9 protein-coding genes and 1 tRNA gene are annotated in these 13877 nt (G+C 29.4%); 6 read left to right on the forward strand and 4 right to left on the reverse strand.

All coding sequences use genetic code 11. The features are described 5' to 3' along the window. Window positions 1–37: 37 nt before the first annotated feature. Window positions 38–646: a D-glycero-beta-D-manno-heptose 1,7-bisphosphate 7-phosphatase gene (gene gmhB, locus JK145_RS02880; RefSeq protein ID WP_220665370.1), complete on the reverse strand. Its 609-nt coding sequence runs from the start codon at window positions 644–646 to the stop codon at window positions 38–40. A gap of 134 nt (window positions 647–780) precedes the next feature. Here gmhB and murI point away from each other — a divergent pair, with 134 nt between their 5' ends. After that, entirely contained in the window at window positions 781–1683 is a 903-nt protein-coding gene (gene murI, locus JK145_RS02885) for a glutamate racemase (protein WP_220665371.1), read from the forward strand. A 281-nt stretch (window positions 1684–1964) separates the two neighbouring features. On the opposite strand, the gene gloB is transcribed toward murI, so the two are convergent. Both gloB and rnhA read right to left on the reverse strand, forming a co-directional pair. Further along, the gene (gene gloB, locus JK145_RS02890) at window positions 1965–2720 is read right to left on the reverse strand and encodes a hydroxyacylglutathione hydrolase (RefSeq protein WP_220665372.1); all 756 of its coding nucleotides are present in this window, start codon (window positions 2718–2720) and stop codon (window positions 1965–1967) included. A 793-nt stretch (window positions 2721–3513) separates the two neighbouring features. Continuing rightward, the gene (gene rnhA, locus JK145_RS02895; protein WP_220665373.1) at window positions 3514–4014 is read right to left on the reverse strand and encodes a ribonuclease HI; all 501 of its coding nucleotides are present in this window, start codon (window positions 4012–4014) and stop codon (window positions 3514–3516) included. A 54-nt stretch (window positions 4015–4068) separates the two neighbouring features. Here rnhA and dnaQ point away from each other — a divergent pair, with 54 nt between their 5' ends. From dnaQ to gpt, 4 genes are all read left to right on the forward strand, one after another. After that, complete coding sequence (gene dnaQ, locus JK145_RS02900) at window positions 4069–4842, forward strand: DNA polymerase III subunit epsilon (RefSeq protein WP_220665374.1); 774 nt, start codon at window positions 4069–4071, stop codon at window positions 4840–4842. A 137-nt stretch (window positions 4843–4979) separates the two neighbouring features. Further along, window positions 4980–5056: transfer RNA gene (locus tag JK145_RS02905), tRNA-Asp, on the forward strand. Between the two features lie 762 nt (window positions 5057–5818). Further along, window positions 5819–6397 (forward strand): D-sedoheptulose 7-phosphate isomerase, encoded by a 579-nt coding sequence (gene lpcA, locus JK145_RS02910; protein WP_220665375.1) that lies wholly within the window; start codon window positions 5819–5821, stop codon window positions 6395–6397. Between the two features lie 1277 nt (window positions 6398–7674). Beyond that, on the forward strand, window positions 7675–8133 hold the full coding sequence (gpt, locus tag JK145_RS02915) for a xanthine phosphoribosyltransferase (protein WP_220665376.1): 459 nt from the start codon (window positions 7675–7677) through the stop codon (window positions 8131–8133). A 265-nt stretch (window positions 8134–8398) separates the two neighbouring features. On the opposite strand, the gene zwf is transcribed toward gpt, so the two are convergent. Continuing rightward, window positions 8399–9871 carry a glucose-6-phosphate dehydrogenase gene (gene zwf / locus JK145_RS02920; RefSeq protein ID WP_220665377.1) on the reverse strand — a complete coding sequence of 491 codons (1473 nt, stop codon included), beginning with the start codon at window positions 9869–9871 and terminating at the stop codon, window positions 8399–8401. Between the two features lie 1324 nt (window positions 9872–11195). Between zwf and pyk the strand changes: the two genes are divergently transcribed. Continuing rightward, the gene (gene pyk / locus JK145_RS02925; protein ID WP_220665378.1) at window positions 11196–12641 is read left to right on the forward strand and encodes a pyruvate kinase; all 1446 of its coding nucleotides are present in this window, start codon (window positions 11196–11198) and stop codon (window positions 12639–12641) included. Window positions 12642–13877 lie beyond the last annotated feature (1236 nt).

A 13877-nucleotide genomic window follows, 5' to 3' on the forward strand; every position in this document is an offset into this window, starting at 1 on the left:
AGAGCTTGTTATTAAAAGCTGCCGTTATGAAATTTTGTCACCATGAAACTCTATGATATTGTTTAATTTCAAAAGGTAGTAAAGCCAAACTATCGATAACTAAATCTGCTATTTTATTAGCTTTTTCAGTTATATTTTTTCCACTACGTACCAGCACTCGTGTGCCAACTCCTGCTGCTTTAGCTGCTAACATATCTTCCTCTTTATCCCCAACCATATAAGAAGATGACATGTCAATACATAGATGGCGTTGCGCTTCAAGCAACATTTTTGGTTTTGGTTTACGACAACTACACCCTTGATGGAATGTTCCAACATTTATTGGTGGATAATGAGGGCAAAAATAAGTACCCTTTAAATTAATTCCATAATTTTTTAACGATCGATTTATCCATTTTGTCAAATAAAAAAATTGATCCTTTCTGAAGAAACCGCGAGCTAAACCAGACTGATTGGTGATAATTACTAGAATAAATTTCATGTTTTGCAATTCCTGCATTGCATTAATGGAACCGTCAATAAAGTGAAAATTACTAACTTCGTGAACATAACCGTAATCAATATTAATTGTTCCATCTCTATCTAGAAAAACTGCAGATAAAGGTTGTCTGACTTTTTTAAAATTGACTATATTTTGATATTGCATATTCTGATATAGATTAATGTTATTTAAGCAAATATAGTATAATTGATTTCTTTCTTAATTCAAAAAACTGAACTTCCTAACATTTAAAGACTAAATCATTAACCAATGATGATGACTGTCTTTTTATAAAGACCATGAAAAAAAAATTGATTTTTACGTTAAGTAATTTCAATCTCACTTTACAGCAAACATTTTCCCATAAAAATACCAAGCAACTTACTATTCTCATCTTTGATTCTGGAGTTGGAGGCTTATCGATTTTTAGTAAAGTAAAACAAATATTACCAAATGCTCGTTATTTATATATGTTTGATAATCAGGCTTTTCCTTACGGAGAAAAATCAAAGCAATTCATTACTGATAGAGTCATTACTATTATTTCTATAATGTCGAGATTACATCAATTTGATCTAATTATTATTGCTTGTAATACAGTTAGCACTACTGTTTCTATGTCAATGCTTCGAGCTCTCTTTCCTTTTCCAATTATTGGTGTAGTGCCCGCGATTAAACTAGCAGCTAAATCTACTCGTAACAAAGTCGTTGGACTACTCGCAACACGTGGTACTCTAGAAAGTAACTATACTCATAATTTGATTAATCAATTCGCTAGAAACTGTCGTATTTTGCATTTAAAAGCAGCTAATCTCGTAAGTATAACAGAGGCTAAATTACACGGTAAATTAGTATCAATGTCAGCGTTATTTAATATTCTGAGTCCATGGTTAGGAACAATAGATTCACCCGATACCATCGTTTTAGGCTGTACTCATTTTCCATTACTAAATTTTGAACTTCGAAAAATTCTTCCAAGAAGAACAAACTTTATTGATTCTGGATTAGCTGTTGCTCAGCGTGTGTTATGGACAGTAAAACAAGATATTAATCTCAATATGAGGAGTAAAATAATAGCAGAAGGACCAAACAAGGTTTACTGTTCAGCCATTACATCAAAGACGATAACACTTGCTCCTACATTAAAACGTTATGGATTTTCTTCATTAGAAGTTTTAAATTTAAATAGTAAAAAAAAATAATTTTCTAAAATCATTAGATATCATGATCGCAATTATAATATTTAAGGTTGATTAAAAATCAACTTCTTTATTAGAACTTTATATTAATGTCGAAGTAAAACAAATTTTTACTTGCCAAGTAAAGCAAATAAAAAATTAAAAAAGAAATAAGAGTATGAATCTAAAAATTTTTCTTTACAAGAAGAAAAATTTAATACGGATGTTTCTGTTAGGATTTTTTATTTTATTTCTTTTTTTTGAATCTTTTCTTTATTTGGCTTGAACAAGCATTTCATTAAAACTTAAAAGTAATCTTTTTTATTACGTAACATAGAAAAAATGAGTTTCTCTTCTCTAAAAGAGGGTTGAACGTCTAACCCTTTTTGAACAGATAGATCATTACAGCGCAAAAAAAGATTAACTTTTCTTTCTAAACTTAGGTTAGTTGGTAAACTAGGCTGATTTTTTATTTGTAAACTTTTAACTTTGCTTTGGTAAGCAACAATATTTTTATCTTTTGGTAGTATAGAAACAGCAAAATTCAAATTTTCTAATGTATTCTCATGTGCTGGACAAATTATAGTAGTGGATGGCAATCGATTAATTTTTTGCAGTGACTCATACATTTGACTTGATGTACCTTCATAAATTCTTCCGCATCCAGCAGAAAAAATTGTATCGCCACAAAAAAACCAAGGATTACAATAAAACCCAATATGTCCAAGCGTATGTCCAGGCAATGCTATTACAATAAACGTATGACCAAGTAATATTAAACAATCATTTTCATTAACTATTTGTGTTGCTCCTTTATGTCGAGTTTCCTCTGGACCGTAAACGGGTACTGATGAAAAATATTGTAAAAGTTCATTAACACCATTAATGTGATCCCAATGATGATGGGTCAATAAAAAAGCAATAGGCTTCAACTTTTGATGGGATAATATTTTTAGTACAGGAGGTGCTTCACCAGGATCTATTATTAAACATTGCTTATTATCATTTTTTAATATCCAAGTGTAGTTGTTTGTTAATGTAGGAATACAAACGAGATTCATTACCAACCTCATACTTTTCATGATTATGAAAAAAAGAACCACTATGAAATTACTGAAAAGCAAAAGATAGGAGGAGGAACCAACTTCATGGGAAAATATTTCTTTTGGAACCTATCATCGTCAAATGTTAGAAAAAAATTTAAAATCTTGGTAGCCAAAATTATTCGGAACCCATTTTCTTAAGATTGGGTCACTAAGTATACACTTAAATACCGACAACTGCTCTATTTCTCATTAAATTAATTTCGATCTTAACGGTGAATGTTTACAAGTGATCGGTGACCCATACCAACTACCTTTTGCTAATAAATCAACTGATGCTTGTTTGCTCATTCATATCTTTTCTTACATAAGTGATCCCTTATCGGTTATTAAAGGAAGTTGATTGTGTTCTCGTTGAAGATGATTGGGTAATTATTACAATGTTTAAATCAATTAACATATCTAGATTACGTCAATATTTTCGAATTTTTTCATTGTCTGCTTTTACAAAAATTCTATGTATAAAAAGAGTTGTTTATTAGTTTGGTTAAAAATTCTTAATTTCGAAGTTTTATACCACGCTTATTAAAAAATAAGGTTCCTTTGAAATTTCTTATATGGAAACTTTTCGGTGTTAATTTCTCAACCGTTGGTTATTTAAGTATAATCATTGCACGAAAGCTTACTGTCTCGGCTAATCTGATGCAACTGAAAAAATTAAAGCTTCACTTAGGAACGCGAAAACTAATAGCATTACTAACTATAACTAGAAATCTATAATAATAGACATTATTTCTAGTGAATAATGTTCTTATTCAGATATTATATATTTATTATCTTGACTTAATTTTTGCATTTGATAACCATTATCTTCCAAACTTGGATTATTAGCTGCCAAACGGGCTAATTCATCGCAATATTCATTCTCTGGATGACCAGAGTGTCCCTTTATCCAATTCCAAAATAAAATATGTGGTTGTATGGTTGCATCCAGTCTTTGCCACAAATCAATATTTTTTACAGGATTTTTATTAGTAGTTTTCCAACCACATACTTTCCACCTACTTATCCAATTGGTGATACCAAGGCGAACATATTGACTATCAGAGCTAAGAATTACTTTACAAGAATCCGTTAACGCTTCTAGTGCTACAATAACTGCCATTAATTCCATTCGGTTATTAGTAGTTAAATAATAACCTGCGCTGAAAATCTTCTCATATTGTTTATAACGAAGTATAGCGCCATATCCTCCACGACCAGGATTTTCTAAACATGAACCATCAGTAAAAATTGCAATTTGTTTTTGCATTTTTTGATATAATTAGTTTTACTTTATAAACGTTAAATTTGACATAAAAATTTTATGAATATTAATGTTACAAGACAGATTGTTTTGGATACTGAAACTACAGGTATGAACAAATTAGGTGTTCATTATACAGGACATCGAATTATTGAAATAGGTGCTATAGAAATTATTAATCGACGTCTTTCTGGACGGCGTTTTCATGTCTATATAAATCCTAATCGACCTGTTGATCCAGAAGCATTCAGCTTGCATGGTATTGATAATAAGTTTCTTGAAGATAAACCAAAATTTGTTGATATCGCAAACGCATTCCTGCACTTTATTTATGGTAGTGAATTAATTATTCATAACGCTTCATTCGATGTTGGCTTTATAAATTATGAATTTGAAATGTTAAATCTTGGTATTGGTAAAATTACTACTTTTTGCAAAGTAATCGATAGTTTACTTCTGGCACGTAAACTTTTTCCAGGAAAACGGAATAGCTTAGATGCGTTATGTGATCGATATTTGATTGATAGTCGTAGACGAACTTTTCATAGTGCTCTAATTGACGCAGAAATTCTAGCAGATATTTTTTTATTGATGACTAGTAACCAGTCTGTGATGAACTTTTCCGAAGAAGAAAAAGAAAAACAATATAATAAAAAGATTGTAAATCTCTTCCAAACTTATCCTCTTCAAAAAGATGCTAATAAAAATTTATTACTGAAGGTGATTCATGCAAAGAATGAAGAGGCTTCGTCCCATGAAAAGTATTTGGATTTAATATACCAAAGAAACCGCAATTGCATGTGGCGCAAAAATTTTCCTGAAGAAAAAGAGTAGTTTAGTAAATTCAAAAAAGTGAATCTAATTTTCAAATGACATTACTAAGAAATAAATATCCATTATGAAAATTATTGACGTTTGAGTAGATGTAATATTATTATTTCTTTTTACTTATTTTAAAGTAATAAAATAAAGGTGCGGTAGTTCAGTAGGTAAGAATACCGGCCTGTCACGCCGGGGGTCGCGGGTTCGAGCCCCGTCCGCACCGCCAACTATTCGGATAACGCTGAATATACTTATTTGTTTTTATAAACAACGTCTTTAATTCTCTTTTCTGAGAAAGACTTAATTCTATTTTATAGATATTAACGTAAAAAATTTATTTGCTTTAATTATTCTAATTTAACATTCAAAATTTACTATAAAGTTTATTAAAAATTAAAATAAGATAACCGATGTTATTGTTAGTTGTTTTAAATATTTTGCTTAAAAGGTTTAAATTAATTGCTGACTAGAATATCAATCACATTGATATTTCTAGTTTTTTGAAAAAAATTTTTGGTGATTTTTAAACTCGTTAAAACTGTTTAGATTAAAAATCTCGACTATTTATAATTTTTTTGAAATTTTTTAAAAATTTATGTACATAAAATATTCCTGAATAAAATCAGTAGTTAATTATATAAATTTAAGCATTTTTTTGTATAAGATATGATTCCGATCTTATATGTATAATTTAAACACATATTTATTTTTCATTATAGAATAGACTGTGTTCAATAAATATTAGATTTATTTCTATCAGCCATAGTACGCTCAGTTTTTCTAAAAAATTTTTTAACACCTGCCTTTTTTGTTTTTTTTTAAAAACCTAATTATGAAGTTATTCACTATACTATCGCGAAATGGTATACAATATATCTTAGATATTTATTTCAGTGATAAAATTAATTGTACTTTAATTTATGAAGTTAACTTGAGCATTAATTAACATTAATAATTTTTCTTTTTTAATTAAATAAAATAAAGATCTATGTGTTATCGCGATTTAATTCGAAATGAACTTAATGAGGCATTACAAGTACTGCAAAAATTTCTTAAAAATGAACGTCAGATGCAATCTATTGAAAAAGCGGCTAAGCTTATTGCTAATACTTTTAAAATAGGTGGAAAAATTTTATCTTGCGGTAATGGTGGATCACATTGTGACGCAATGCATTTTGCTGAAGAGTTGACTGGCCGCTATCGAGATAACCGACCAGGTTTTCCTGTTATAGCTATCTCTGATCCTAGTTATTTATCTTGTGTTAGCAATGACTTTGGTTATGAATATGTATTTTCAAGATACATCGAAGCTGTAGGAAGAAAAGGGGATATATTAGTAGGAATTTCTACTTCAGGAAATTCGGAGAATATCATCCGTGCTATTGACGCTGCAAATAATAAAGGAATGCAAATTATCGCATTTACTGGTAGAGAAGGAGGAAAAATATCCAATCGCGTAAATGTAGAAATTTGTGTCCCATATTTTGGATATAGTGATCGCATTCAGGAAATTCATATAAAAGTTATTCATATCTTAGTTCTTCTCATAGAGAGAAGTTGTGTCTAAAGAATAATTTAATCAGACATAACACAGAAGATGATTCACTGATTTTGATAGAAAATGGCAAAATATGACTCTGAATTTGTTTAATAAGGAAAAAACAGTAAAAAACACCTGCTTCTTTTTTTAGAAGAAAATTAAGTTGTTCTTTAAGTTTGAAGAATAAATAGATTTTTTACTAACTTTTTAAGTTTAAAAAGCTTTTTCTAACTTCTCTTAATAAAGGATTAAAATAAAAAATAGATTTGAATAGATAAAAATTTAACTGGCTGCCAGCGTTTTTTATCGTTTCAATAATGATTGTTCATATTTGTTTCAAAACTAATCTTATATTGGTAATAAGATGCATTGTTTTTTAATTAAGACAAATCAATATATTAAAATTTATAAAAATGTGAATTAAGTTTTTTAGAATCATTTATGTAGCTGGTGTAAATTAAAAACAATAAACTCAAACAATTTTTTAATAAAATTAACTTTAATCTAGTTATTAAAGTGCATCTAAACTGATAAGGCTACTTTTTATATAGCGCTATTACAAGATTAATGATTAACTATTTTTTTAGTATTTTTTATTAAGAATATATGTTTGATATTAAAAACTTAAGTGAGTTTATTTTTATCATCTACAAATCAAAAACATTTTAATTTCTAAAATTAGAAAAATAGAAAATAATTAGTTATTCTAAATTTTCATTTAAATGAATTTAATTTTTTTAACTGAATAATTAGTTAAGATGCTAAATTTCATATAATACGCAAAGTACGTTTTCTATTTAAAAATAGAAATTATTGTAGACCGGCTAAACTAACTTATTTATGAAAATAAATATTTGTAATTTTCTGTTATCAAGTTAATCTTCATTAAAGACAGTGTATAATTTCAAGCTTTTTTTTAGAAACTGCTTCAAATAAAAACTTGAAATAAATTTTGGATATTTCCCGTATGAAACAGGCTACGCATTTCAATAAGCATAAATGATTGACCGTTTACTCAACAAAAATACTATTTATAAATAATGAGTAATTATCGTTTTTTAATAAAAGTCTACCTAAAATCTACTTTAAATACCAGGTTTGTCTGAATTTTTTATAAAAGCTCTTATATTCAAAACGATTTAAGGTTATTAACAATATCTAAATAAACATTAGATCATAATACTAAAAATTCAATGAAACAGGTTGTAACGATATAATATCTAAATTGATTAGATCTCTAAATTTTTAAAGAAATTTCCTTTCTTTAACCTGGTATAATCCAATCAACTTTAATTCATACATTTATGAACGCAAAATACCTCGTTACATGGGATACTCTGCAGATTTACACGCGCACTATGGCTAGTCGTTTATTACCTGCAACACGATGGAAAAGCATTATTGCGGTTAGTCGTGGTGGTTTAGTTCCTGGCGCCTTACTAGCTCGTGAACTTGGGATTCGTCATGTAGATACCGTATGTATTGCTAGCTATGATCATGATCGTCAACATGATTTGAATATTTTAAAACAAGCAAAAGGGGATAGTAAAAAATTAATCGTAATTGATGACTTAGTAGATACCGGTAATACGGCTAAAGTTATTCGTGAGATATATCCAAAAGCATACTTTGTAACTATTTTTGCTAAACCCGCTGGTCGACAATTAGTGGATGATTATGTTATCGATGTTCCGCAAAATACTTGGATTGAACAACCTTGGGATATGGGGATAGGATTTATTCCACCACTTTCAGAAGAATAGTTTTTCTATAAAGAGGTTTTTTCTTACTAAGAAACGCGAAATTAATAAGATAGTTCAAATTTAATTTTTTAATTATTCAAATCTAAAAATTTTATCGTAAAGTGAAACATATTTAAAATTTTGTTCCTTATTAAAAGAATCAAAAAGAAATTGACAACAATTAAAAAACTCATCTACGGATAAAAAAAGAAAAAATACTAAAGCCTTTAGTAAAACTGGAAAGTAAGTATTTTTATTTATTTATAGTTTTTTATTATAATAGCGTTTATCTAAGTTCACTCCATACGCCTCCATTACGGGCAATCATTGCAACAGAGGCAATTGGACCCCATGTTCCTGCTTGATATGGTTTTGGGATGTCGTTATCTACTTTCCAAGCTTTTAAAATTGAATCGATCCACTTCCATGCTTCTTCAACTTCATCACGTCGAACAAATAATGCTTGAATTCCCCGCATAGTTTCTAGTAATAATCGTTCATATGCATCAGCTAAATGTTTTTGATTAAAAGTTTCTGCAAAACTCAAATCTAATTTAGTAGTTTGTACACGATGCTTATGATCTAAGCCTGGCATTTTATTCAAAATTTGAATATCCATTCCTTCATCTGGTTGCAAGCGGATAGTCAATTTATTTTGAGGCAACTTTTGATAAGAGTCCTTGAAAAGATTTAGTGTTGGATTTTTAAAATAAATCACTACTTCTGAACATTTTGTTGGTAATCGTTTGCCAGTTCGTAGGTAAAATGGTACCCCAGCCCAACGCCAATTATCAATATCAACACGAATAGAAACAAAAGTTTCTGTGCGACTATTTTTATTAGCGCCTTCTTCCTCTAAATAACCGGGTACCTTTCTTCCTCGAACAAAACCACTAATATATTGTCCGCGCACTGTAGTATCACGTATATTCCTATGATCAATAGGACGTAATGAACGTAAAACTTTAACTTTTTCATCGCGAATACGATCAGTGCTTAGATCAGAAGGAGGGGACATAGCAATCATTGCTAATATTTGCAATAAATGACTTTGAATCATATCGCGCGTTTGACCAACCCTATCAAAATAGGCCCAACGACCTTCGATTCCGACCTCTTCAGCTACTGTAATTTGAACATGATCAACGATACGATTGTCCCAATTAGAGACGAAAAGCGAATTAGCAAAACGAAGTGATAATAAGTTTAATATTGTCTCTTTTCCTAAATAATGATCGACACGATAAATCTGATTTTCATTAAAATACCGCGAGACTTGGTCATTTATTATTTGTGAAGAAGCTAAGTCATTACCAAGTGGTTTTTCCATAACAACACGGCTAGGTTCATTGTTTAACTTTGCTTCACCAAGTCCTTTACAAATATTGCTAAATGTCGTAGGCGGCATAGCTAAATAACTTATTGTTATTCTGTTTTGTTGATCTAATTTTTTAGCTAGCTGATCAAAATGTTTTGTCTCTCTTACATCTAAATTACAAAAATCTAACCGAGAGCTTAATATTTTCCATAATTTATCATTAATTGGTTCTTTCAAAAAGACCTCTAATGCTTTGCGTACAACCTTAGTATAAGATTTAGCATCCCAATCTGCGCGACCAACACCGATAATTCTCGTCTTTGGATGAATCGAGCCAGTTTTTTCCAACTGATACAATGAAGGTAATAATTTTCGCCGTGATAAATCGCCTTTGGCACCAAAAATAACTAAATCGCAAGCTTGCGTTGAAGCAACTGCCATATCTTCCTCCTCTGGAAGAGAAGAAACTAAATATTTTCATTGGTCTTTCTTTAAAGAAAGAATCTTTAGATGACTAATCATTGATATTAATTCATTGAGATTGATATTCATTAACAATTTTTTTTATTTGTTTTTGCTTGTTTTTCATTAAATTTGTTTAATTCTTAGGCACTACAATTATGATTAATTTGCTATATTTTTCTATTAAAAATAGAAAAGAGAAAGTCCTTATTCTAGTAAGATAGCGATTATTCTTTCTGTTTTTTTCTTTACCTTATAAATGTATCTGTCAAAAAGGATAGGCTAATTAAAAAAACGATCCTGAATCTTTTTTTAGTTACAAAACCAGATGATTTTAATAATCTTTTTGTTTAAAGCGACTATTTGACTCGAAAGAGATGCTTTATCAACCTATCATCTATAGGTTGGTAAATTTTGATATTTTAATTTAGTGGGAAACTCTTTCTCCTTTTATAAGGAGAAAATTTTATTTTATTTTTGCAAGTTAACATTTATCAATTCTCAAATTGAGATTCCTCTACCAAATTACCAATGAATCAATTTACAATTGAACAATAGACTAAAAGTGGATTTTATCATTTTCTAAGAAAATTTGTAAATATATCACGCGCTCTTAGCTACTAAATTAATAATACAATACATTCTCAATTGTTATCAACAAGCTTACAGTAGTGAATCAAATAATCCAATAGTGAATTAGAATTGATCTAAATTATTTTAACAATCAAAGTTTTACTTCTATCTTAGAGAAGTAATTAATTTATTAGTTAGGTTCTAAAATGTTTTTATGTGAGATAACTATAACAAAAAAAAATATTTTTTGATTTTCTAGAAGCATTTTTTAAAAAAAATTGCTTGCCTACGAAAAAGAAAAATTGAAAGTAAGCATGTTAAGTAAATAACTTTCAGATTTCTTTTGCGGATATATTAATAGGTTTTTTGTACCTTTCTTTAGTAAGAAAATAATTAGTTTAAGATTTATTAAATGCATTAGTGAACTGAAAAACGACTTATAGAATTCTATCTGTCCTTAGATACGGAATCATATATCTATAAATGTACATAATAAATGAAAAAATTTTTCAGTAGTTTTAAGACTAGTTACATTACATTTTAATCAAATTAAGTAAAGTTTAGATTCTATTAAAAATAGTAACTAACTTTATTTTTAGTATCAAGTTTTTCATGAATATCATTATTTAAAATAGAAATTGAAAATAGATTGTGTTTTTACTTCTTTATTAAAGCTTCCTCATATGGACTATACCTACTAGCGTATTGTTAAGTTAACGGAGAATTACCTATGCGTAGATGGTTGAGAAGAACAAAAATTGTTGCAACTCTTGGTCCTGCTACTGATCGTGGCAATAATCTTGAGAAAATTATTATTGCAGGTGCTAATGTTGTACGTCTGAATTTTTCACATGGAAATTTAGAAGATCACCTTATACGCGCCAAGAGAGTACGTGAAATTTCATCTAGACTAAATCAGTATGTGGCAATACTAGGTGATTTACAAGGACCAAAAATTCGTATCTCAACGTTTAGTGAAGGAAAAATTTTTTTAAAAATTGGCGATAAATTCTTATTGGATGCTTCACTTAGTCATGGACAAGGAAACTGTAAACAAGTAGGAATTGATTACAAGGAGTTATCAAGTGATGTAGCTCCTGGTGATATTCTTTTAGTTGATGATGGGCGTATGCAACTTAAGGTAATTAAAGTTGAAGGCATTCGAGTTTACACTGAGGCGATGGTAGACGGTTTTTTATCCAATAATAAAGGTATCAATAAACTTGGGGGAGGTTTATCTGTTAAGACACTAACTGAAAAAGATAAGGCTGATATTGCTATTGCTGCCAGAATTGGTGTTGATTATTTAGCAGTGTCTTTTCCTAGAGCAGGGAAAGACTTACACTATGCGCGTCGTTTGGCTAACGATGCAGGCAGTCATGCAAAAATTATTTCGAAAGTAGAACGAGCTGAAGCTGTAGCAACGGAAGAAACGATAGATGATATTATTCTTGCTTCAGATGTAGTAATGGTTGCGCGAGGCGATTTAGGTGTTGAAGTTGGAGACTCCGAATTGATAGGTATTCAAAAAAAATTGATTAAACGCGCTTGCACATTAAATCGTCCCGTGATTACTGCTACACAAATGATGGAGTCAATGATCACTAATCCAACACCTACTCGTGCTGAGGTTATGGATGTTGCTAATGCGATTCTTGATGGCACTGATGCGGTTATGTTATCAGCCGAAACCGCCACAGGTCAGTTTCCTGTTGAAACTGTCTCTGTAGTAGCTAATGTTTGTCTCGGAGCAGAAAAAGTTCCGCAAAGTATTAATGCTTCATCTGAATATCGTTTAGACAAACAATTCGATAATATTGAAGAAGCTACTGCTATGTCGGCAATGTATGTTGCTAATCACCTGAAAGGAATTACCGCTATTGTATCAATGACAGAATCTGGTCATACTGCTCTTATGATGTCTCGCATTAGTTCTGATTTACCAATTTTTGCTCTTTCTCGTCACAAAAACACCTTAAATTTAACTACTCTTTATCGCGGAGTTATACCGGTCTATTTCAATGAAAATAGCGAGCAAGCATTATTAGCAACTAATATCGTTAGTTTTTTGCGTGATAAGGGTTTCTTTGTTTCAGGGGATCTTGTTATCATCACGTACGGAGATATAGGTAAAGCAGGTAATACTAATACTAGTCGCATCTTACGTGTAGAATAGTTGTATCTTTGAATAAAAATAAAAATAGAGAAGAAAAAAAATATCAATAGTTACAATATATAGATCTATTGTAACTTTTTAGGGCACAAAGACAGACGCAAAATTTATTTAAAATAAAAAAATTATTTAAGAAAGTATAGTTAGTTTAGTTTACGTTCTATTAGAACGTCTATCTCAAATTTTCAATATATTTATATATAGTATTTGTATAATAAAGAATCGATAATTGTCGTATAATACTACGTACGATAAAAGATGTCAGTTATCAACTTCAACCGTGTAAACAATGAACATTAGTTAATTCCAGTTATGTAAAACATCACATAATTAAACATGACCGGAAAATTAATCAAATTAAATATTTTTTTATTTAGTACTCGGTACCCCTATTAAAAATGTTCAAAACGCTTGTAATCACCAATTAAGTTAACAAAGTTTATATAAAAACAAATAACGATTTGTCCATTAATTAAATAAAGTAATTATACAATGAAATTTTAACAAAAACTCTAAATAACTTAAAAGATTAAAACACTCCTCAATAAAATTGAATCCATTTGTGTTCTTTTTTTCTTTATTTTTTATTGTTAGTTGTTCGGTTTTTGTTGATTTTGTTGGAAAAATCGATTTTGATTAGACATCATTAATGCATTGATAATTTTATTTAAAGGTTTGTTCTTCTTAAGAAAGAAGCATTTCTTTAGTCAAGAATTTTAATAGCACTGTTGCTAATAAAAGAAATTAGTTGCTGGCTAGTTCATTTTCGTTTTTAAATTTATCTACTAAATTAATGATTTCGGATATTATTGCAAGTTTACTGCAACAATCTTTTTCTTTTCTTTTTCATTGCAAATAAGAATCACTTACTAACTTCTTCTCCCCCTTATAAAAAGAAGAACATAGAAAATTTCATTCTTTTTAAATTTAGTTGCATAAATTAAATAAAATTATTAATTTAATGCTAAAAGCATATCAAAAGTACGTTTAGTGTTATGAATTCAATATTAGTAGTGTCTATAATTCCTGTCAGCTATTGCTTGAGCAATAGATCCAAAGTTTAATTTCTGTAAGAACTAGTAGTGAAGTTTATGTTCAATAACGAATAAATCCACTTTTGGATGATTTCTTTAAATGGAAGTCGCTACTCATTAATTCAAAAATTGTACATTATAAATCTTCTATTTATTGCTCTTTTTGAGAAAGAAAGTTTATCTTCATAAATACTCTTTGTGCTGA

The organism is Sodalis sp. CWE (genome assembly GCF_019646055.1).
Lineage (GTDB): Bacteria > Pseudomonadota > Gammaproteobacteria > Enterobacterales > Enterobacteriaceae > CWE.

Coding starts and splice junctions, on each gene's coding strand:
- dnaQ (WP_220665374.1), top strand. CDS start 4,069: ATGAATATTAATGTTACAAGACAGATTGTTTTGGATACTGAAACTACA.
- gmhB (WP_220665370.1), bottom strand. CDS start 646: ATGCAATATCAAAATATAGTCAATTTTAAAAAAGTCAGACAACCTTTA.
- rnhA (WP_220665373.1), bottom strand. CDS start 4,014: ATGCAAAAACAAATTGCAATTTTTACTGATGGTTCATGTTTAGAAAAT.
- lpcA (WP_220665375.1), top strand. CDS start 5,819: ATGTGTTATCGCGATTTAATTCGAAATGAACTTAATGAGGCATTACAA.
- pyk (WP_220665378.1), top strand. CDS start 11,196: ATGCGTAGATGGTTGAGAAGAACAAAAATTGTTGCAACTCTTGGTCCT.
- gloB (WP_220665372.1), bottom strand. CDS start 2,720: ATGAATCTCGTTTGTATTCCTACATTAACAAACAACTACACTTGGATA.
- murI (WP_220665371.1), top strand. CDS start 781: ATGAAAAAAAAATTGATTTTTACGTTAAGTAATTTCAATCTCACTTTA.
- zwf (WP_220665377.1), bottom strand. CDS start 9,871: ATGGCAGTTGCTTCAACGCAAGCTTGCGATTTAGTTATTTTTGGTGCC.
- gpt (WP_220665376.1), top strand. CDS start 7,675: ATGAACGCAAAATACCTCGTTACATGGGATACTCTGCAGATTTACACG.